This window comes from Teretinema zuelzerae (genome assembly GCF_021021555.1).
Taxonomy (GTDB): Bacteria; Spirochaetota; Spirochaetia; order Treponematales; family Treponemataceae; genus Teretinema; species Teretinema zuelzerae.
This window is the reverse complement of the sequence record NZ_JAINWA010000003.1, coordinates 892,159-912,501: the sequence shown is the minus strand read 5'-3', so window position 1 is coordinate 912,501 and position 20,343 is coordinate 892,159. Positions and strand designations below refer to the sequence as shown.

General features: G+C 57.4%; 17 protein-coding genes. 9 read left to right on the top strand and 8 right to left on the bottom strand.

What is annotated here, in order from left to right; genetic code table 11:
• The first annotated feature begins 53 nt into the window (after positions 1-53).
• From K7J14_RS11275 to yihA, 5 genes are all read left to right on the top strand, one after another.
• On the top strand, positions 54-1,043 hold the full coding sequence (locus tag K7J14_RS11275) for an ABC transporter substrate-binding protein (protein WP_230756233.1): 990 nt from the start codon (positions 54-56) through the stop codon (positions 1,041-1,043).
• A gap of 93 nt (positions 1,044-1,136) precedes the next feature.
• Positions 1,137-2,684 (top strand): sugar ABC transporter ATP-binding protein, encoded by a 1,548-nt coding sequence (locus tag K7J14_RS11270; RefSeq protein ID WP_230756231.1) that lies wholly within the window; start codon positions 1,137-1,139, stop codon positions 2,682-2,684.
• Positions 2,681-3,757, top strand: coding sequence for an ABC transporter permease (locus tag K7J14_RS11265; protein WP_230756229.1), 1,077 nt, complete (start codon positions 2,681-2,683; stop codon positions 3,755-3,757). Before K7J14_RS11270 ends, K7J14_RS11265 begins: the two co-directional genes overlap by 4 nt.
• Positions 3,754-4,782, top strand: coding sequence for an ABC transporter permease subunit (locus tag K7J14_RS11260; protein ID WP_230756227.1), 1,029 nt, complete (start codon positions 3,754-3,756; stop codon positions 4,780-4,782). The genes K7J14_RS11265 and K7J14_RS11260 overlap by 4 nt, the downstream gene beginning before the upstream one ends.
• Before the next feature lie 893 nt (positions 4,783-5,675).
• Positions 5,676-6,263, top strand: a complete 588-nt coding sequence (gene yihA / locus K7J14_RS11255; RefSeq protein ID WP_230756225.1) for a ribosome biogenesis GTP-binding protein YihA/YsxC — start codon at positions 5,676-5,678, stop codon at positions 6,261-6,263.
• Between the two features lie 14 nt (positions 6,264-6,277).
• Here the strand turns inward: yihA and K7J14_RS11250 are convergent, their stop codons facing one another.
• Positions 6,278-6,889, bottom strand: coding sequence for a transcriptional regulator (locus tag K7J14_RS11250; protein WP_230756223.1), 612 nt, complete (start codon positions 6,887-6,889; stop codon positions 6,278-6,280).
• A complete protein-coding gene (locus K7J14_RS11245) occupies positions 6,886-8,388 on the bottom strand; it encodes a DUF1538 domain-containing protein (protein ID WP_230756221.1) in 1,503 nt (500 codons plus the stop codon). The genes K7J14_RS11250 and K7J14_RS11245 overlap by 4 nt, the downstream gene beginning before the upstream one ends.
• A 115-nt stretch (positions 8,389-8,503) precedes the next feature.
• Here K7J14_RS11245 and K7J14_RS11240 point away from each other — a divergent pair, with 115 nt between their 5' ends.
• The 4 genes from K7J14_RS11240 (at position 8,504) to K7J14_RS11225 (ending at position 14,773) form a co-directional block, all read left to right on the top strand.
• The gene (locus K7J14_RS11240; RefSeq protein ID WP_230756218.1) at positions 8,504-9,943 is read left to right on the top strand and encodes a lyase family protein; all 1,440 of its coding nucleotides are present in this window, start codon (positions 8,504-8,506) and stop codon (positions 9,941-9,943) included.
• 110 nt (positions 9,944-10,053) lie between these two features.
• A complete protein-coding gene (gene guaB / locus K7J14_RS11235; RefSeq protein ID WP_230756216.1) occupies positions 10,054-11,499 on the top strand; it encodes an IMP dehydrogenase in 1,446 nt (481 codons plus the stop codon).
• A gap of 12 nt (positions 11,500-11,511) precedes the next feature.
• Positions 11,512-12,732: an adenylosuccinate synthetase gene (locus tag K7J14_RS11230; protein WP_230756210.1), complete on the top strand. Its 1,221-nt coding sequence runs from the start codon at positions 11,512-11,514 to the stop codon at positions 12,730-12,732.
• A gap of 265 nt (positions 12,733-12,997) precedes the next feature.
• Positions 12,998-14,773, top strand: a complete 1,776-nt coding sequence (locus K7J14_RS11225; protein WP_230756208.1) for an AMP-binding protein — start codon at positions 12,998-13,000, stop codon at positions 14,771-14,773.
• 98 nt (positions 14,774-14,871) lie between these two features.
• Here K7J14_RS11225 and K7J14_RS11220 read toward each other — a convergent pair whose 3' ends face one another.
• From K7J14_RS11220 to K7J14_RS11195, 6 genes are read right to left on the bottom strand one after another with little or no spacing between them, the layout of a single operon-like run.
• Positions 14,872-15,477: an energy transducer TonB gene (locus tag K7J14_RS11220; protein WP_230756206.1), complete on the bottom strand. Its 606-nt coding sequence runs from the start codon at positions 15,475-15,477 to the stop codon at positions 14,872-14,874.
• Complete coding sequence (locus K7J14_RS11215; RefSeq protein WP_230756203.1) at positions 15,474-15,878, bottom strand: ExbD/TolR family protein; 405 nt, start codon at positions 15,876-15,878, stop codon at positions 15,474-15,476. Before K7J14_RS11215 ends, K7J14_RS11220 begins: the two co-directional genes overlap by 4 nt.
• Entirely contained in the window at positions 15,875-16,285 is a 411-nt protein-coding gene (locus K7J14_RS11210) for a biopolymer transporter ExbD (RefSeq protein ID WP_230756201.1), read from the bottom strand. Before K7J14_RS11210 ends, K7J14_RS11215 begins: the two co-directional genes overlap by 4 nt.
• On the bottom strand, positions 16,282-16,932 hold the full coding sequence (locus tag K7J14_RS11205) for a MotA/TolQ/ExbB proton channel family protein (protein WP_230756199.1): 651 nt from the start codon (positions 16,930-16,932) through the stop codon (positions 16,282-16,284). Before K7J14_RS11205 ends, K7J14_RS11210 begins: the two co-directional genes overlap by 4 nt.
• Positions 16,929-17,735: a hypothetical protein gene (locus K7J14_RS11200; protein WP_230756197.1), complete on the bottom strand. Its 807-nt coding sequence runs from the start codon at positions 17,733-17,735 to the stop codon at positions 16,929-16,931. Before K7J14_RS11200 ends, K7J14_RS11205 begins: the two co-directional genes overlap by 4 nt.
• A 14-nt stretch (positions 17,736-17,749) precedes the next feature.
• The gene (locus K7J14_RS11195) at positions 17,750-20,317 is read right to left on the bottom strand and encodes a TonB-dependent receptor plug domain-containing protein (protein WP_230756195.1); all 2,568 of its coding nucleotides are present in this window, start codon (positions 20,315-20,317) and stop codon (positions 17,750-17,752) included.
• Positions 20,318-20,343: the final 26 nt, after the last annotated feature.

The window sequence follows — 20,343 nt, the reverse complement described above, 5'->3', positions numbered from 1 at the left end:
CCCCCCGGGGCGGATGTAGGATTCAGCTACATGAATCCCCAAGGAGGAGAAATATGAAAAAGATTGTTGCAGCGGCATTGGCCCTGGCGACGGTACTCGGCGGAACAGCTTTCGCCGGCGGAAAAGCGGACGCTCCGGCGGCCGGAAAGAAAGACCTGATCGTGGTCGGCTACGCCCAGGTCGGAGCCGAGTCGGATTGGCGCACCGCCAACACCGAATCCTTCAAGAGCACCTTCGTCGAAGCGAACGGCTATAAGCTGATTTTCGACGATGCCCAGCAGAAGCAGGAAAACCAGATCAAGGCGATCCGCAACTTCATCCAGCAGGACGTCGACTACATCGTCGTCGCTCCGGTCGTTGAAACCGGTTGGGAAACGGTTCTCGCAGAAGCGAAGGCCGCGGGAATCCCCGTCATTCTTTCAGACCGCATGATGAAGGTCTCCGATCCCAGCCTCTACACTTGCTGGGTAGGCGGAAACTTCCTTCAGGAAGGACGCGACGCTGCCAAGTGGCTCGATTCCTATGTCAAAAAATCAGGCCGCACCAATGAAGATCTGAACATCGTCATTCTGCAGGGAACTATCGGTTCTTCAGCCCAGGTCGGACGCACCCAGGGCGTTACCGAAGGACTCGCGAAGAATCCGAAATACAAGCTGCTCGCCAAGCAGACCGGCGAATTCACCCAGGCCAAGGGCCAGGAAGTAATGGAGTCTTTCCTTAAAGCCTATCCGAAGATCGACATCGTCATCGCCGAGAACGACAACATGGCGTTCGGCGCGATCGACGCCATCAAGGCCGTCGGAAAGAAGCCCGGAAAAGACATCATCATCATTTCTTTCGACGCTGTTAAAGAAGCCTTTAACCGCATGATCGCCGGCGAAATCAACGCAGACGTGGAATGCAATCCTCTCCACGGCCCGCGCGTCGCGGAAATCATCCAGACCCTCGAGAACGGCGGATCTGTCGAGAAGATCATGTACGTTGTGGAAGAAGTCTTCGATACCGAGAACGCGGCAGCCAAGCTCCCGACCCGCAAATATTGATCGAAGTTTGATCGAGGACGGGACGGCGCTCCCCCCGGAAGGGGCACGCTGTCCCGTTTTTTGTACAGGAACCGGCAAGGGGGAGGAGTTTCAATGAACAACGAGGTTTCGACGGGCGGATCTGTCGTCTTGTCGATGAAGAACATACATATGACGTTTCCCGGCGTGAAAGCGCTCAACGATGTCGCTTTTACTTTGAACAAGGGCGAGATTCACGCCCTGATGGGAGAGAACGGAGCCGGAAAGAGCACGCTGATAAAGGTTCTCACCGGCGTGTATTCTATGGATTCAGGGGAAATAGTCCTCGACGGCATAGACCGTCCGATCCACAACAGGTCTCCAGAAGACGCGCAGAAAAACGGAATCAGCACGGTCTATCAGGAAGTGAATCTGTGCCCGAATATTTCGGTAGCCGAAAATATTTATATCGGCCGCCATCCGAGAAACAGGATCGGCGGAATCGACTGGAAAGAAATGAACAGAAAGGCTCAGGCTGTATTGGCCGGGGTCGGACTGGAAAAAATAGACGTGACGAGATCTCTGGGAGAATACTCGGTGGCGGTGCAGCAGATGGTCGCCATCGCTCGCGCGATCGACATCAACTGCAAGGTTCTCATCCTGGACGAGCCGACGAGCTCTCTCGACGAGATCGAAGTGGCGAAGCTGTTCGAGATGATGAGGGAGCTTAAATCTCGGGGCGTCGGGATTATTTTCGTGACGCACTTTCTCGAGCAGGTGTACGAAGTGTGCGACGCGATCACGGTTCTGCGAAACGGAGAGCTCGTCGGGCGGTACGCGGTGAGCGAACTGCCGCGCGTTCAGCTTGTGGCGCGGATGCTCGGCCACGAGTTCGACGATCTCGCCGCGATACGCGTGCCCGACTACGACGAAAGCGCCGAACGGAACACTCCTGAGATCATCCGCGCCGTCGGATTGTCGCACACCGGAAGCATACAGCCGTTCGACATTAACATACACAAGGGCGAGGTTATCGGCCTTACCGGCCTGCTCGGCTCGGGACGCTCAGAGCTCGCCCGGGCGCTCTACGGGGCGGACAGCCCTGATCAAGGCGAACTCTGGTTCAACGGCAACGAGCTCAAGGCCCACGAACCCATCGACACCATGAAGGCCGGCATGGCCTTTCTTCCGGAAGACAGAAAGGAAGAAAGCATCATCGCGGATCTTTCTATCAGGGAAAATTTGATCATTGCGCTGCAGGCTAAAACCGGAGTGTTCAAGCTCCTGCCGATGGCGAAACAGATCGAGTTCGCGGATAAATACATCAAGGCGCTGAACATCAAGACGCCCTCTCCTGAAACCCTGATAAGCCAGCTTTCCGGCGGAAACCAGCAGAAGGTCATACTCGGAAGATGGCTCGTGACGAATCCCGACTTCCTCATACTCGACGAGCCGACGCGCGGAATCGACGTCGGCACGAAAACCGAAATTCAAAAGCTCATTCTCAAGCTTGCCGGCGAAGGCATGACCATCATGTTCATCAGCTCGGAAATCGACGAGATGCTGCGCACCGTGCACCGCCTCTGCGTTCTGCGCGACGGAATGAAGGTCGGCGAACTGGTGAACGAAAATCTGGATCGGCCGAAAGTCATGGCGGCGATCGCGGGAGGAAAAATACTATGAACCGCTCTCTTTTGCACTTTAAGGATATCCTGAGAAAACCGCTGTTCCTGCCGCTGTTCGCCCTCGTCCTGATGCTCGTCATAAACGTGATCATCACGCCGACGTTTTTCAATATCTCGATTCAGAACGGGGTTCTCTACGGATACATCGTCGACATCGTGAACCGCTCGAGCGAACTCGTAATCCTCGCAGTCGGCATGACCCTGGTCGTCGCCGCTTCGCGCGGAACCGATATTTCCGTCGGCGCGATAAGCGCCCTGTCGGCGGCGATCTGCGTGCGCCTTCTGGGTTCGAGCCCCGAAGCCTACGCCGTCCCGATTCCCGTCGCCGTAACGGCGGCGTTAGCAGCCGGCCTGTTGTGCGGCATGTTCAACGGCTTTCTGGTCGCGCGGCTCAAGATTCAACCGATGGTCGCGACGCTCATCCTCTTTACCGCCGGGCGGGGAATCGCCCAGCTCATCAGCGCCCGCGAGATAAACGGGAAGATGGTGCCGGGACAGATCCTGTACGTTCGCATCGAATCGTTCAAGCAATTCGGCGGATTCCTGGACGGGGTAGTGGTGCCCACTCCGGTGTTCATCGCCGCGGGCTTCGTGATCGTCACCTGGTTTATTCTGCACCGCACCGCGATGAGCCTCTACATCAAGACTGTAGGAATAAACCCGAAGGCGGGGCGACTCGTCGGACTCAACTCGGCCCTGATCATTTTCGGAACCTATGCCTTTCTGGGAATTTGTTCCGGTTTGGCCGGCTTCATCTCTTCGAGCCGCATCTATTCGAGCGACGCGAACAATATCGGACTGTACATGGAGCTGGACGCGATTCTCGCCGTGGCCCTGGGCGGAAACAGCCTGGGAGGCGGAAAGTTCAGCCTTGCCGGCTCCGTGATCGGAGCGCTCACGATTCAGGCGCTCACCACGAGCCTCTACGCGGTCGGCGTTACGGCAGACCAGCTTCCCGTGTACAAGGCGATCGTCGTCATCCTCATCGTAATAATCCAGTCCGCCGAATTCCGCAATTGGTGGAGAACGTATCAGCTTTCCCGGAAGCTTCCGGCGGGAGGAATAAAATGAATCTCGGCTCGTTAAAAAGACGCTTCGGCGGAAACACCTTTCTGCTCAGCGTTACTATAGCAATGTTCATGCTGATGTATCTGTTCGGTCTGGTCATTTACAGCGATCAGAATTTCGGAACGATGCAAACCTTCCTGAATATGCTCATCGACAACGCCGGCCTCATCATAGCGGCCGGGGGGATGACCCTCGTACTGGTAGCCGGCGGAATAGACATCTCCATCGGATCGGTCGTCGGCCTCGTGTGCATGATGCTCGCCTGGCTCATGGAAAAGCAGGGAGTGCCCGCGTGGACTTCGATCGCCCTGGTGCTCGCGTTCGGAACCTTCTTCGGATTTATCCAGGGATTTTTGATCGCGTACTTGAAGCTGCAGCCTTTCATCGTCACCCTCGCGGGAATGTTCTTCTGCCGCGGTCTTACCGCGATGATCAGCGTAGAGCAGATCGCGATCATGAATCCGACCTTCCTCGCGATGGCTCAGAAAAACATCTATCTTCCGTTCGGCGCGACGATGAATAAACGCGGAAAGCTTTTGTTCCCCTTCATACATCCGAACGTCGTCATCGCGATAGTAGCCTTGTTCGCGATTTGGTACGTCTGCAAGTACACCCGGTTCGGACGAGCCCTGTTTGCGGTCGGCGGAAATGAACAGTCCGCCCTGCTCATGGGAATAAACGTCCGGAGAACCAAGCTTCGCGCCTATGTGCTGAACGGCTTTCTGGCGTCGCTTGCCGGATTCGTATTTTGTCTGAATACCTCCGCCGGCTTCGTGGAGCAGGCGCGCGGCTTCGAGATGGAGGCGATCGCTTCGGCGGTCATCGGCGGAACGCTGCTCACCGGCGGAGTCGGCACCGTCGTCGGCACGTTCTTCGGAGTGCTCATCAAGGCTACAATAGAAACGTTCATCAGGTGCGACGGAACGCTGTCTTCCTGGTGGAACAAGATAGTGCTCTCGATTCTCCTGTGCTTCTTTATCGTCCTTCAAAGCCTCTTCGCGATCTGGAAGGCGAAAAAGAAGTCCTGATCTCCGGTCTCCCTGTGCGGCCGGAATGAATTCCGGTTTTTCCGGCCGCATCCTGTTCATTGTTTTTCTCCTTCAGGAGGGCTGTCCGCTCAGGGCAGCCCTCCTCCTTTTGCTGCCCGCGCGCGCCGTGGGCGTGCTGCGCTTGCGGGGTGCGGTTAGCTCGCGCATGAGCGTACTACGCTTACCGTCAGCGAAACCCCGCGCGCGCATAAGCGTGCTGCGCTTGCGGGGTGCGGTTAGCTCGCGCATGAGCGTGTTGCGCTAACCGCCCGCGAAACCCCGCGCGCCGTGAGCGTGCTGCGCTTGCGGGGTGCGGTTAGCTCGCGCATGAGCGTACTACGCTTATCGTCCGTGGAAACACGCGTTCAAGCGTAGGACGCTTACCGCCGGCGGAAACTCGCGCGCGCATGAGCGCGTTGCGCTTGCGGGGTGCGGTTAGTTCGCACATGAGCGTACTACGCTTACCGCCCGCGAAACCCCGCGCGCCGCGAGCGTGCTGCGCTTGCGGGGGTGCGGTTAGCTCGCGTATGAGCGTACTACGCTTACCGCCCGCGGAAACACGCGTTCAAGCGTAGGACGCTTACCGCCGGCGAAACCCCGCGCGCCGTGAGCGTGCTGCGCTTGCGGGGTGCGGTTAGCTCGCGCATGAGTGTAGGACGCTTACCGTCCGCGAAACCCCGCGCGCCGTGAGCGTGTTGCGCTTGCGGGGTGCGGTTAGCTCGCGCATGAGCGTACTAGGCTTACCGTCCGTGGAAACACGCGTTCAAGCGTAGGACGCTTACCGCCGGCAGGCTCCTTTCTCAGGGCTGGAAGACGAACCCGGTTTCCGGTATAGTGGATGCGAGCGGCCCGCATGCAATGCGGGATGTGCGCTTTTTTACACTGGAGTGGCCATGCTTAAGATTGTGTCTGCGGATTTTGTGAAGGGAGCGACTAAGGCGTCCCAATACCCGGGAGAAGGTTTGCCTGAATTCGCTTTTTTCGGAAGGTCGAACGTCGGGAAATCGTCCCTCATCAATATGCTCGTTAACAGAAAAACACTGGTGAAAACCGGCTCTCGGCCGGGAATGACCCGGGTCATCAATTTTTTCAGGATAAATCAGACCTTCATGCTCGCGGATCTTCCGGGCTACGGCTACGCTCAACGGTCCGCCAAAGAAAACGAGGATTTCGACAGAATGCTTGCCGAATACGCTTCGAACAGGAGCGATTTGAGAACTCTTTTTTTTCTGATGGATCTTCGCAGGGTCCCCGGCGAAACCGAAAAAAATACCATCGAGTATTTCGAGCGGCTCGGTCTGGAAGTCGTCATCGTCGGGACTAAGGCCGACAAACTCAGCAACAATGAAATCGCGAAATCCGTACGCGCCATCGCCGCTTACTGCAACCGGACTCCGGACATGGTGCCCGTATCTTCGGCGGACAAAAAAACCGGACGCGACGTCATTCTGAGAATGATAGAAGATCGCTGCCGCTCCTGAACCGGGTTCCCGCCTTATCGACCCAGTTGCGCGAAGCGCGAAACCCGGGTGGTATACATGATGCCGATTCCCGGCGTCGTCAGGCAGGGAAGCGCGAGAATCGCTTCCTGAATCGCCGCCGAATTGTCCGTATCGGCCAGAATGAGCACTTCTTCTTTTTCAGGCACGATGGCGACGCCGAAGAACTTTTCGTCTTCGGGCTTCCCCGTTCCGCGAGCATGGAGAATCGTGCCGCCTTTCGCGCCTGCCTTTCTCGCCCTATCCATAATATCTTCGGCGTAGCCGCGGTTAACGATCACTGTAATCAATTCATGTCCGTTGTCGGCTTCCATCTGCGTCCTCCCTGAAGGCTGGGCATAGAGAATGCCCTTCGATTTTTTTCCGTCTCCGTCGGCCTCGGCTTTCAGCGCGTCCCAAACGCGATCGAGATCGGCGGCGGAGACCAGCACGACCAGCATGTCTTTTTCATATTCTGCCAATTCGAGAAAGCGCAGCACGGGCGAGGAATGTTCCCCCCGTCCCACAAGTATGGTTCCTCCGCGCGCTCCTGCTTTTCTCGCTGCGGCGGCCAGCCTTTCTCCCCGGCCGTGGGGCACGACTGCGTGAAGCTCCCATTCGTAGTTCATCGAAGCGCCTCCTTGCTTTTTTGTCCGGCTGCAAGAACCCTGTCTTCGCTGCGCTGATAGAGAATGCCCAGCAATTGAATCGTGACCAGCGGAGTCGCCGCGATGAGGGCTATCACTCCGAATCCGTCGGTGCCGGGATTTCCTCCCGACGAGGACGCCGCTCCGATAGCAAGCGACAGTATGAAGGTGCTCGCCATCGGACCCGAAGCGACTCCTCCCGAATCGAAGGCTATAGCGGTGAAAAGCCGCGGCGTTACGAAGGTCAGTCCCAGGGCCGCTCCGTAAAACGGAAGGAGGAGCAGCCAGATGCTGAAACCCTCCAGTATCCTGAACATGGAAAGCCCCACAGCCGCCGCGACTCCCAAAGCGAGGGCCGTCAGCAATACCGGCTTGCGGATATTTCCAGCCGAGATTTCTTCTACCTGTTCGGTTAATACCCAGATCGCGGGCTCGGCGCAGACAACGATCGCTCCTAAGAGGCATCCGAGCGGGATGAGAATCCAAGAGGATTCCGAGGCTCCCAGAATCGAGCCTATCGCGCGGCCGGCCGGAACAAAGGCTGTTTCCGTTCCGGTGAAAAAGAATACGAGTCCGAGCCAGGCGTAAAAAAATCCGAATGCGATCTTCCTCGTCTGTTTGGGCGGCAGCTTCATGAAAAAAATCTGGAACAGCAGGATGATGCAGGCTATCGGGGCGAGGGCCAAAAAAACATGTGCGGCAGTTTTGGGAATGCGGTGCAGGAGTTCCGCGAAAAAACCGGGCGTTTCTACGGCGACTGATAGGGCCGTTTCCGCCGCCAAGGCCGCCTTTTGAGGAGCGCGTAACAAACCAAGCAGCGCTACGGCGAGTATCGGGCCGATAGACGCGATGCCGGTGAAGCCGAAGCTGTCTTCGAGCGCGCTCTTGTCTTCGCGAACGGCTGAAACTCCGATGCCCAGGGCGATGATGAACGGAACGGTCATGGGCCCGGTAGTGGCTCCTCCCGAGTCGAAAGCGACCGCAACGAACTCCGGCGTTATTCGAGACGCGGCCGCGAACACGGCAGCGTATCCTGCGATGATCAGAAATCGGAAGGATATATGGAAGACGACCCGCGCCAGAGCGAGCAGGAGAAAGACGGCGATGCCGAGCGAGATGGATAGGATCAGCGAATTCGCGGTGATGCCTTCCGAAATTTCCTGGACCTGGGAGCCGAGTATATGCAGGTCGGGTTCGGCTATCGTGATGAAAAAACCGATGACGAATCCGGATCCAAGAATAAGAAGAATCTTTCGAGACCGGGTGAGGGCTGCGCCCAGATAGGATCCCGCGGGAATTATTCCCAGTTCGGCTCCGGTCAGGAAAAAGGAAAGGCCGATGATGACGAGGCTCGAACCGAACAGGAACTCGCCGATGAGGGCCGTCTCGAGCGGAGCGATGGTGAAGGCGAGTATGCAGACTATCGCGCAGACGGGAAGAACCGCGAGCGCGGTTTCGCGAAGGGTTTTCAACAAATTCATTATTGCGCTTCACTGTAGCTTAAAAGATGGGCGAACGCAAGACTGAGGTTGTTTCGAGGGCGCTGAAACGCGGGGCTGTCTTGACATAATAAATGGTTTTCCGGCAATATTGATTATGGAAACACGTAATATTTTTCTGAACATTTCCCCCCTGGATCATCGTTATTCCCTCTCCGAATCTGCGGTCTTCGACCGGCTGTCCTCGCATATTTCGGAACAGGCATCGATCGTCTCCTGTGCGCGCGCGGAGATAGCCCTTGTAAAGGCTCATCTTTCGGTTCGCGGCGGCTTGACGGCCGAGATGGAAAAAAAGCTCGACGAAGTAGCGCTTACCATCGATCCGTCACGGGTATACGAAGAAGAAGAAAAAACCCGCCACAACATACGGGCTCTCGTGAATGTCCTCAAGGAGATGGTTCCCGAGGAAGTCGCCCCCCTCGTGCATCTCGGCGCGACGAGCGTAGACATCCTCGACACCGCCCTTTCCGTCCGCATGCGCGACTGCGTGCGCGACGCCGTTCTCCCCGAACTGCGCGCCCTTGAAACCAAACTCTGCGAAATCGCTTCCCGCGAAGCCGCTACCCCCCAGGTCGGACGAACCCACGGCCAGCACGCCGTTCCCATAACCTTCGGCTTCGCCATGGCCGAATACGCGAGCCGCCTCGGAAAATCGATACTCGAAATTGAAACGCGGGCAGAAGGCCTTGCCGGAAAGCTCGCAGGAGCGGTCGGCGCCTACAACGCGACGAGCATGATCGTACGCGATCCGGAAGATCTGGAAAAACGCTATCTCGGCTACCTCGGCCTCGTCCCTTCCGAGCATTCGACCCAGCTCGTCGAGCCGGAATACCTGCTCCGCCTTCTTCTCGAATGCAACGTAGCCTTCGGAATCATCGCGAATCTTGCGGACGATCTGCGGAATTTGCAGCGATCCGAGGTCGGCGAAGTATTCGAGTATTTCAGCTCCACCCAGGTCGGCTCCTCCACGATGCCCCAGAAACGCAACCCCTGGAATTCAGAACACGTCAAAAGCCTGTGGAAGGCCTTCGCTCCCCGCGTCATGACCTTCTTCATGGATCAGATCTCCGAGCACCAGCGGGATCTTTCGAACTCCGCGAGCCAGCGGTTCATGGCGGATTACATCGCAGGCTTCACTCTCGCCGTTTCCCGCATGAAAAGCGTGGTTTCCGGCCTTCAGGCGGACCGCGACGGCATGGCGCGCAATTTGGCGAACGCCGGCGGAAAGGTGAAAGGCGGAGTCCTTGCCGAGCCCGCCTACATTCTCCTCGCCGAAACCGGCGTCTCCGACGGCCATGAAGTGATCCGCAAAATCACCCTCGACGCGGAAACCAATTCCATTTCATTTTACGAAGCGCTTAAAAAGAACCCTGACGCCTTCGGCCGGATTTCAGGCCAGCTGCAAAAGCTGGGCATCGCCGATCCTGCGGGATTCTTCGAGAATCCGGAGCGCTACCGCGGACTGGCCGCGGAGAAAGCGGCTCGCATCGCAGAAAAATACGCCGCGCTGATGAAGAGCGCGGAAAAAAAGAACTAACAACCGGTCCCGTTCGGCGGCCGGGAAGCCGGCTGCCCCCGCGGACAGCCGGTTTTTGTATCCGGACGTAAGCCCGGAGAATAGAGAGCACATTATTTGGAGGTATCGATATGATTGAAATGAAGGAAACCCTTTCCTATGACGACGTTCTGCTGGTTCCCGGTTATTCGGAGGTTCTGCCCCGCGAAACCGATGTGAGCACCTTTCTTGTCCGCGACGTGCGGCTGAACGTTCCGGTTATCTCCGCCGCCATGGATACCGTCACCGAAGAAAAAATGGCCGTCGCCCTCGCCCTCGAGGGAGCCGCCGGCGTCATCCACCGGAATCTTCCTCCTCCCGTCCAGGCCGAGCAGGTTTCGAACGCGAAGCGCTACCTCAACTGGGTGATCGAGTCTCCCGTCACCGTGGAAGACGACCGGACCATCGGAGACGTGAAGCAGATCATGCATCGCTACAACGTATCCGGCCTTCCCGTCATCACCCGCGAAGGACGCCTTGTCGGAATCATCACCGGCCGCGACCTCCGCTTCTGCCGCGACGATTCCCTGTTCGTCCGCGACGTGATGACGAAGGACATCGTCGTTACCGAGGGCAAGCCCTCCACCGAAGACGCCCGCCAAAAGTTCGACAAGCACCGCATCGAAAAGCTTCCCGTCATCGACGGTGAAGGCCACCTTACCGGCTTGATCACCGTGAAGGACATGGAAAAGCAGGAGATGTTCCCCCACGCCTCCCGCGACGCGAAGGGCCGCCTGATCGTAGGAGCGGCGATCAGCAATAACGACTGGTCTGTCCGCATCCCCCTGCTTCTGGAATCCCATGTAGACTTCGTCGTCCTCGACACCGCCCACGGCGACTCCAAGGGCGTCATCGAAGCGGTGCGCGAAATCAAGAAGAAATATCCCGATCTTCCGGTCATCGGAGGCAACGTCGCGACGGCGGCCGGAACCCGGCACCTGATCGAAGCAGGAGCGGACGCCGTAAAAGTCGGCGTCGGACCGGGATCCATCTGCACCACCCGCATCGTCTCCGGCGTGGGAGCCGCGCAATTCTCGGCGGTCTGCGATTGCGCCGAGGAAGCGTCCAAATCGAATATTCCGGTCATCGCCGACGGCGGCATCAAATTCTCCGGCGACATCGCCAAGGCGCTCGGCGCCGGAGCGAACGCGGTCATGATCGGCAACCTTTTCGCCGGCCTCAAGGAAGCTCCCGGCCGCGAAATCATCTTCGACGGACGAATTTACAAAGAATATCGCGGCATGGGATCGCTCGGCGCCATCAAGGACGGTTCGGGAGACCGTTACGGTATCGCGAAGGACGAATCCCCCGTGCCGGAAGGCATCGAGGGCAGGGTTCCCTACAAGGGCGAGCTTAAGAGCTTCCTCCATCAGATGGTTTCCGGCCTCAGAAAGGGCATGGGTTATTGCGGCTGCAAAACTGTAGAGGAATTGAAGAATTATCGGAAATTTGTTAGGATCACCTCGTCGGGTCTTCGGGAAAGCCATGCGCACGATGTCACCATCACGCAAGAGGCTCCGAACTATTCACGGTTTTAAAAGCGGGTAGACATGAACGTAGTCGTTATCGGGGCCCAGTGGGGCGATGAGGGAAAGGGAAAGATTGTCGATTATTTGGCAGACGAATCCCAGTGTATCGTGCGTTTTTCCGGCGGAGCGAACGCCGGGCACACGATTGTGTCCGATGGAGTACAGTATGCTCTCCACCTGGTTCCCTCGGGAATCCTCCACCCCCAGAACACGGTGTATCTGGGCGCGGGCATGGTGATCGATCCGGACGCTCTGTTCGCCGAACTTGCGATGCTCACTGAAAAGGGCATTTCCTGGGAAGGCAGGGTGTTCATTTCCGACCGGGCTCACATTGTGCTGCCCCGATACCGCGCGCTCGATAAACAGCGCGACGCCGCGAGAAAGCGCCCCATCGGAACCACCGGCCGGGGCATCGGCACCACCTACGCCATGAAGAGCGAACGCGACGGAATCCGTCTCGCCGACCTTACCTGGAAGGAAAAAATGGCCGATCTGGAAGCGGAAGACCGCGAATTCCTCGCTCCCTTCATCGACCGCCTTCTCGTTATGAAAGTGAACCTTACAAGCGAACTGTGGAAGGCTCGCGGCAAGAAGGTCCTCTTCGAAGGCGCCCAGGGGGCTCTTCTCGATCTCGACCTGGGAACCTATCCCTACGTTTCCTCCGGCTTCTCCTCCTCGGCAGGAGCGGCGATCGGCGGCTGCGTCGGTCCCAGATCCATCGATAAGGTTCTCGGCGTTTTCAAGGCCTACTCGACCAGGGTCGGAAACGGCCCGATGCCCACCGAATTCGACGCTGAAAGCCAGAGCGAATTGTACAACTACGTGCGCGAAACAGGCCGGGAATACGGCGTGACCACCGGGCGCCCCCGCAGATGCGGATACCTCGACCTGGTCGCCCTCCGCTATGCTTGCCAGTCGAACTCGATCGACGATCTGGTTCTCACCCACCTCGACGTCTACGACACGCTTTCGGACATCGAAGCATGCGTTGCCTACGACATCAACGGAAAAATCACCGAGGATTTCCCGGCCTCTATCGAAGAACTGAACGCGGCCAAGCCGGTGCTCAAGCATTTCAAGGGCTGGAAAACCTGCCTCAAGGAATGCCGCTCCTACGACGCCCTTCCTTCGGAAGCGAAATCCTATGTGGATTTCATCGAAGAATACACTTCGACCAAGGTCGGCATCATATCCGTCGGCTACGACCGAAAGGACACCTTCATCAGAGATACCGTCTGGTAACAACCCTTCGCTCCGCTTCTCTTTTTCTTTGACGAAGCGGCGAACCTGAAGTACAATCGCTTAATAACTAAAAGACGCGTCCGGAACCCGGCCGCGTCTTTTTTTTGAAAACGCGCGGCTTTCGCCCTGCGGGAGTCCGATTCGCGCGTCAGCGATCCGTTTTTGCAACCTTCGCCGCCGATTCAGTGTCGAACCTTGTTATGGGCGCTTTACGCGCCGGCAGAAGAAACGATGTAAATCACACGCTACAGGAGACTATTCAGCGATGCAAACTATCGACGACCTTGGAACTTATACCTTTCCGGCCATGCTGGCCAACAGCCTTAAAAAATTCGCTGATCGTCCCGCGCTCGGATTCGTTTCCGGCGACTGCATCACCTACGCAGAATTCGGCGCAAGAGTTGAGGAAACCCGCGCCCTGCTCTACAGGCTCGGAGTGGAAAAAGGCGACCGCGTCGTCATTCTGAGCACCAGCGCGCCGAACTGGGGCGTCAGCTATTTCGCCATCGTCACAATGGGCGCGATCGCCGTGCCCCTTCTGCCGGACTTCAGCCAAAAAGAAATCGAAACCTGCATCAAGCACTCCGGCGCCTCGATCCTCATCGGTTCGGCCCGCCTTCTGGAGAAGGTTCCCGATCCCGCATCTCTCGGCATAAACCGCATCCTCAGAATCGAGGATTTCTCACTCTCTCTCGGAGCCGAAACCCGCACCGGAACGCCGGGGGAAATCCGCATCGAAGAAGAGGACACCGCGTCCATTATTTACACCTCAGGAACCACCGGCCGCTCCAAGGGCGTCGAGCTCAGCCATAAAAACCTCGTATTCACCGCGATCGGCGGACAATTCTTCCAGCGCATCAACAAAATCGACGTCGCCCTGTCCTTTCTGCCGCTCTCCCACGTCTACGAGTTCACTATCGGCTTCCTGATGTTCTTCCTCAACGGAGCCTGCGTCCGCTATCTGGAAAAAGCGCCGACCGTCAGCACCCTCCTGCCTGCCCTGAAAAAGGTCCGGCCGACCCTCATTTTGAGCGTGCCCATCATCATGGAAAAAATCTACAAAAATAAGATCGTTCCCACCTTCACTTCCAAACCAGCTGTCGCGAAGTTGTACGCCAAGCCGTTTTTTCGCAAAATTTTGCACCGGATCGCGGGAAAGTCCCTGAAAAAAACATTCGGCGGGCGGATCAAGTTCTTCGGCATCGGCGGCTCGAAAGTAGATCCTGTCGTCGAAACATTCCTGAAGGAAGCGAAGTTCCCCTACGCGATCGGCTACGGATTGACCGAAACCGCTCCGCTGTTAGCCGGCTCCGGCCCGAAGATCACCGTTCCCGGCTCAGTCGGTCCTGCAATGCCCGGAATCGAATTGAAGCTCCTCGATCCCGATCCCGAAACCGGAATCGGAGAAGTCGTCGTGAAGGGTCCGAACGTCATGAAGGGCTATTACAAGGATCCTGAAATGACCGCTTCCGTTTTCACCGACGACGGATGGTTCCGCACCGGAGACCTCGGCGTCATGGATAAAAAGGGCGTGCGGCTGTCGCTGAAGGGAAGATCCAAGAACATGATTCTCGGCTCGTCCGGGGAAAACATCTATCCCGAGGATATCGAGTTCGTGCTCAACCAGCATCCCTTCGTCGCGGACTCTCTCGTCGTGGAAGGAGACAACTCCTCCCTCGTCGCGATCGTCCAGCTCGACGAGGAGAAACTCGCCGCCGACATCGCGGCGAAGGCCGCCCAGGGAGTTATCTCTCAGGGCGATGCTTCCGCGAATTCCGGTTTTGTCGAACAGGCTCGACAGATGGGCGCCCAGATGGGAGAAGCCGTATCCGCCGCCGCGAACGACGCCGGCAGGGCTCTCGCGTATCGAAGAGAGCAGATTCTGAACGAGATCAAGTTCTTCGTGAACCAGAACGTCAACAAGATTTCCCGCATCGACCGGGTCGAGTTCATCGACAAGTTCGAAAAAACCGCGAGCCAGAAAATCAAGCGCTACCTTTACAACTTCAAAAAGAGCATGCACATCGGCTCGAAATCGTAAAACGCTTTCCGCGCCGGCGGGGGCTCGACCGTAAAGGCCGAGCTGCCAGTCGCCGCGTGCCGTATTCCAGCCGGCTCGTTTTTATTTTCGCGCGCCGCTCAGTTCAAGGCGAAGCGAACCGGGTACCTGAACCGCACGGCGACCGGCACCCCGTTCGCCGCCGCCGGTTTGCAAACAACCCCTTCCAGGGCGGCGACCGCCGCTTCCGCGAATCCGTTGCCGGGATCCTTTAAAATCTGCACTTTCCGTATCTTGCCCGTCTGATCTATGAACAGCTCCAGATACACGACGGCCTCGATTTTCTGCCTGAGCGCGATCGGGGGGTACACGATTTTTGCAAGCACCTCGCGCGAGGGCACTTCAGGGATTTGCGAAATCTTGTGCTGCGGCAGATAGTCGATTTCCGGCTGGGCATCCACGATGTCGTATGCCTTGTCGTCCGTTTCAATGACCGCCTTCGCCGTTTCCACTATTTCTTCCGAGGCTTCCGGCCTCTGGTAGAGCATGACCGTTTCTTCCTTCGGCGGGGGAGGGGGCCTGAATTCCTCCACATCGACGAGCTTGAGCACTGCGTATTCCGGCTCTTCCTCGGCAACGGCGGCGGGAATCGCGAACCGTATCAAAAGAAACGCGAGCGCGTGCAGCGTGACCGCCGCGGCGAGGAACACCGGCATGCGGTGTCGGATAATCCATTCCCTGTTCACAGTTCCTCCTTCACGACGAAACTGACGACGCGGTGCTGGAGTTTCTGCAATACCTTTACGACCGAATCGATGTGTCGGTACGGCGCGTTTTTATCCGCGATGACGTGCACCCGTATCCCCGGCGTTTCCGCAAGGGACTGCGCGATAATGTGTTCAAGCTGTTCGCCCGTGACCCGATTTCCTTCCACCGAGACTGCTCCGCCCGCTTCGATCCAGATTTCCAGATTATCCTTTTCCTGGGTTTTTTCCAGAAGCTTCGCTTCAGGATATTCGATCGGTTCTTCATAGCGCTGATTAATGAGCGAAATCAGCATGATGAAGATGAGCAGCAGGAATCCGATGTCCGACATCGAAGACATGGCGATGAGCGGCCTGCGGTTTCGTCTTTTCAGGTCTATCATCTGCGTTCTCCGTCCATTTTAAAGCTGAAATTTTCTATCCTGAGCTTCCGAACTTCATGGATCACCCGTACGACGTGCTCCCATGCGCAATCCTCGTCTATGATCAGGAGAAAGGTCATGTTCGGCCACTTCGCTTTTTTTTCGACAAGCAGGTTCTCGAGCTTTTCAACGCTCAGCGCGTTTCCGTCGATCGAAATCGTGCCGGCCGCGTCGATCCTGCATTTGACCAGATCGTCGGTTTGCACGATTCTCGGCCGCTCGGCGTCCGGGAGCGTCAGCAGGAATCCCTTGTTGATGTTGAATCCCGCGATGACGATGAAAAAGATGATCAGTATAAACGAAAGATCGTTCAGCGCTCCGGAAGAGCCGGGGTCGTCGATTTTTCGCCGTTCCGGAAGACGGATCATTCCCCTCTTCCTTCCCCGTCCGCATGCTCGAGGAGATCGCTGGTGAGATCGCTGATCGATTTCACGATATCGGCGGCGAAGGTGTCCACCCGCTGGATGAGCAGATTGTACGCCACAAGGGCGAGAATCGCGATGCACAGGCCGAATACGGTCGTGATCAGCGCCTCGTAGATTCCGTTAGCGACGAGCTGGGCGTTCACTTCGGTCGCGCTCGCGATCGACTTGAAGGCGCCGATCATGCCGGAGACCGTTCCCAGGAATCCCGTCAGAGGCGCGAGCGAGGCGAGGGCCGTCAGATAATTGAATCCGTTTTCAAGCCGGCGTATGCGTTCGCGCGCCTCGGCCTCCGCGGCTTTTTCCATTCGCGCTTCGCCGTGCTTCGCGTTCGACACGAGGGCCAGGAAGATAGAGGCGCAGGTGAGTTTGCGCGGCGCGTTCTGCAAAAGCGCGAGAGCCTCGCTTCTTTTTCCCTCGCGTATCAGCGAAGAAACTTCGTCTCTCAGCCTGGAAACGTTCAGGCTGTGGTACAGCAGGTACGCGATGCGCTCGATCACGAGCGCGATTGTCGCGACGGAAAAGGCGAGCAGCGGCCACATAAAGGCCCCTCCGAGGTTGAACAGGTGAATAAGGCTCCATTCTTCGGTCATTTTGTATCGCTCCTCATGATGAATATAAAGTAAAACAAATCCGCGGTTTCTTCCCAGTCGCGGAATAGGGTTCCGCTGTTCCGGATTTCCGCAAGCTCGGCGGGAATATATTCCGCGCTGTACGCCAGATCCCAGGAAATTCCTTCGGCCTTCGATCGGTTATCGGCCTGTTTCGGGCCCGGCCGCGATCCGTCCGGATAGCCGTAGACTTCGGGGAATAGAAGCGAGCCTGCGCCGCGGATGAAGGTTTTCCGGCTCTTCGCCCTTTCGCGCAATTCTTCCCGGGCGGAGAGAAATTCGACCGCGGCCTCGATGCGGTCGAGCCTTCTTTTAAACGCGCTCGCAGCTTCCGCTCCGACGATAACGGTATCGCGGTAGCGGATCGCGGCCGAATAGGGCTCGTCGAGCAGGACCGGCCCTTCGAATACCGCCGTCTCTCCTTTTTTTTCGCTCGGCACCAGGCGGGCTGTTCCGTCGGCGAACAGAACCGCTTCTGTCCAGCCGTCGTTCCAGTTGCTGAACCAGCGCACCTCGCGAACGGTAAAGACCCGGCCTTCTGTTTCTTCTTCCGATATTTCTCCGAGGATTCGCAACCGGTCTTTTTCGTAGCGGACCAAGGCGGCGCCTTCTTCGGTTTCTGTAAGCTTCCAGCCGTTGATTTCACGTTTCGACGCGTTTGACGCGCAGCCGCTTGCGGCGATAACCGCCGCCGCGACCAGCAGAGCGGCCGCCGCCGAAATGCTCCTGCTTGCTGCGGGCCTCTGCGTCTTGCCTTTTCTGTTCGTCTGCCTTGTGTGCATCATTTGCCGATCCTTCCTTAATAACTGAGTTTATAGCCGATCGAGGGAGTCGGTATCCCGATATTATAGTCGGCGGAATCGCTGTTTTCGATTTCCTTTCCGGTATACGGATCGAAGGAGGTGTTTCCTTTCGCCTTATAGAGATTCACGAATACGTCTTCGAGGGCGAAATAAATCTCGGTGCGAATTTTGCTGCCCGGTTTATACGAAGCGTAGGAAATCCGGAAATCCACCGGGCATGATATTCCGTTCCGCAAGCCTTCGTCGTAGGTTTCGCTCCGGGTGTAGCGCTCGATGATCGCTTCGTTGTATTCGATCCCCGTCGCGGTGATGTCGCCGGGTTTGGATCGGGGCGCGCCGGTCGCGAGGCTGGCCTTCGCCGTAAGGGTAAGGCCTGAAACCGGCTTCCAGTTGGCGATCAGGTTGAGCGAATGAAAACGATGGAAGGAGGGGTAGAACCATTCCTCCAGCGGTTCTCCGTAAGCGCTCGTATCGCCTTCTTCCTGGGGAGAAGCGGGATTGTAGTATTTCGTCACGACATACGACCAGCTGAGATACCCGTCGAAATGGCGGCCGTTTTTCTTTTGCAGCATGAGATCGAAGCCGGCGGAAAACCCCTTGCCGTCCGAATGGATGTCGTAGGTGAGCGTTTCGGGTTCTCCGGATTCGTTGTAGATGTACCTGTTCGTAAAATACAGCCGGTTAAAGTACTGTTTGTAGTATCCCTCGATTCTGAACGTCCAGTCGTCGGCCAGGTCCGCCTGGGCTCCTATAATCTGGAACCAGGACCGGTCAGGGCCGATTTTGAAGCTTTCTATCTCGAACTGTTCGTCCGCCGCGAGAGAGTCGAGCGGCACCATGGAGAAGAATCCCGTGCCGGCGGAGAAGGTGAGGGCTTCCAGCATTCCCTCGTCGCGGATCGGCGTCCACTCGGCGCTTGCCCGCGGATTCGCTACGGGCCAGGTATTGATGGCGAAGTTCTTGTTCCAGAGATAGAAGTGGTCCCCGCGAATTCCCGCCTCTCCGCGGAGCGTCGAGTTTTCGTTCCCGAACGACCACAGGGCGAAGGCTGAAGTGTTGAGCACCCGGTTTCCTTCGAGATTGAGGCTTGAGTTAACCGGATAGTACGTTTGGCCGGGAGCTTCGCCGATCACCGTCATGCCGTTTACGTCCTGATCCGAGGTGAAAAACTGGAACACTTCGTCTGCGCCGAAGGAGACGATATGCGATCCTGAAATCAGAATATCGGTTTCGAGTTTTCCCTGAAGCTGCTGAATAGTCTGTACCGAGTCGACTTTTAAGTCGATGCCGTCCATCGCGTATTCGGAGCTGCCCCGGATCAGGCCGTCGTCGTCCGCGTCGTAGGTTGTATCGAACGCATCCAGAAAAGAGCCGCTGTACGCGCGGGTTCCCGATATCGCGTTGTCGAAGGAAAAGTTCATCGTGTTGTTGTTATAGGCCGCAAGTGCTTTAATCGCCGTCCGGTCGCCGGGCATCCATCGCGCATGGGCGGCCGCGAAGCCCATCAGGTTGAGCCAGTCGAAGGAAGAAACCGTGCGGATTCCGTCGGTCGTTCCGTCGAAAAAGGTTCCGATTCCGTCGCTTCCGAAAAAAGCGTTGAAGGAAAAGGATAGCTCGGGCTCGGGCGTGAACCAGAGCTTCGCGTACATGTCGCGTATGAACGGCATCGTCGGAATGGTTTCGCCGAGCTTCGGTTCGCTTTTAAGTATTTCATCGTTCAGAAAGGCGAGCGTCTCCATATAGGTGATCTTTCCCCCGGTGAACAGCCCCGCTTTTTTACCCAGCGGGATTTGGGCGAAGGCTTCCAGTGACGTGGTCGAGTTGATCACGTCGAAACGGAAGGCTTCGCTTTTCGGGTTGATCGTCGTTACTTCCAGCAGTCCGGACATTGCCCGGCCGTAGCGCGCTGAAAAAATGCCGTGGGACATTTTCGCGCTCTCCACCATATTCGGATTGAAGATCGAAAACGCTCCGCCCCAGTGGAAGGGAGCGATGATGTAGACGCCGTCCAGAACGGTTCCCATCTGCGAGGGGTAGCCGCCGCGGATGGACGGCTGCGCGTTCCATCCTCCAGCGTAGGTGACTCCGGGAAGGGTCTTGATGGAGTTCATAACGTCCTCCACGAGGCCGATGTTCGCCGTCGTCTCCATGTCCTTTTTGTCCATCGCGACTGATACGCCCGACTCTTCATCCGCGACGCCGGGAGCCTTGCGTTCGACCACCAGCTCCTTTCCCTCGATGACGCCCGAGATATTCATTTCCACGAGGATTTCGGATGCTCCCGGCCGTACCGGCAATCGCGCGGTTTCATAGCCGGGAAACTGAGCCCCCAGCACGCCGCGGGCGAACTCGTCCGGAATTTCCAGAACGGCCGAACCGTCGGCGCCGGTTTCTCCCTTGATCGTCATGCCGCCGGGGAGGGTCGGACCGGAAAGGGAAATCTGCAGGATCACGCCTTCCAGAGGAAGCTCGAGCTCCCTGTCCTGTACGCGCACCTCGAGCCCGGCGGCTCCCAGAAGGGCTGCCGCCCAGGCGGCCAGGGCCGCTGATACGATTTTTTTCATGTTGTCCTCTTAATCTCAGGGAATCG

What these genes read in the sequence shown, in the direction of transcription:
- K7J14_RS11275 (WP_230756233.1), top strand. Translation starts at nt 54, where the DNA reads ATGAAAAAGATTGTTGCAGCGGCATTGGCCCTGGCGACGGTACTCGGC.
- K7J14_RS11270 (WP_230756231.1), top strand. Translation starts at nt 1,137, where the DNA reads ATGAACAACGAGGTTTCGACGGGCGGATCTGTCGTCTTGTCGATGAAG.
- K7J14_RS11265 (WP_230756229.1), top strand. Translation starts at nt 2,681, where the DNA reads ATGAACCGCTCTCTTTTGCACTTTAAGGATATCCTGAGAAAACCGCTG.
- K7J14_RS11260 (WP_230756227.1), top strand. Translation starts at nt 3,754, where the DNA reads ATGAATCTCGGCTCGTTAAAAAGACGCTTCGGCGGAAACACCTTTCTG.
- yihA (WP_230756225.1), top strand. Translation starts at nt 5,676, where the DNA reads ATGCTTAAGATTGTGTCTGCGGATTTTGTGAAGGGAGCGACTAAGGCG.
- K7J14_RS11250 (WP_230756223.1), bottom strand. Translation starts at nt 6,889, where the DNA reads ATGAACTACGAATGGGAGCTTCACGCAGTCGTGCCCCACGGCCGGGGA.
- K7J14_RS11245 (WP_230756221.1), bottom strand. Translation starts at nt 8,388, where the DNA reads ATGAATTTGTTGAAAACCCTTCGCGAAACCGCGCTCGCGGTTCTTCCC.
- K7J14_RS11240 (WP_230756218.1), top strand. Translation starts at nt 8,504, where the DNA reads ATGGAAACACGTAATATTTTTCTGAACATTTCCCCCCTGGATCATCGT.
- guaB (WP_230756216.1), top strand. Translation starts at nt 10,054, where the DNA reads ATGATTGAAATGAAGGAAACCCTTTCCTATGACGACGTTCTGCTGGTT.
- K7J14_RS11230 (WP_230756210.1), top strand. Translation starts at nt 11,512, where the DNA reads ATGAACGTAGTCGTTATCGGGGCCCAGTGGGGCGATGAGGGAAAGGGA.
- K7J14_RS11225 (WP_230756208.1), top strand. Translation starts at nt 12,998, where the DNA reads ATGCAAACTATCGACGACCTTGGAACTTATACCTTTCCGGCCATGCTG.
- K7J14_RS11215 (WP_230756203.1), bottom strand. Translation starts at nt 15,878, where the DNA reads ATGATAGACCTGAAAAGACGAAACCGCAGGCCGCTCATCGCCATGTCT.
- K7J14_RS11210 (WP_230756201.1), bottom strand. Translation starts at nt 16,285, where the DNA reads ATGATCCGTCTTCCGGAACGGCGAAAAATCGACGACCCCGGCTCTTCC.
- K7J14_RS11205 (WP_230756199.1), bottom strand. Translation starts at nt 16,932, where the DNA reads ATGACCGAAGAATGGAGCCTTATTCACCTGTTCAACCTCGGAGGGGCC.
- K7J14_RS11200 (WP_230756197.1), bottom strand. Translation starts at nt 17,735, where the DNA reads ATGATGCACACAAGGCAGACGAACAGAAAAGGCAAGACGCAGAGGCCC.
- K7J14_RS11195 (WP_230756195.1), bottom strand. Translation starts at nt 20,317, where the DNA reads ATGAAAAAAATCGTATCAGCGGCCCTGGCCGCCTGGGCGGCAGCCCTT.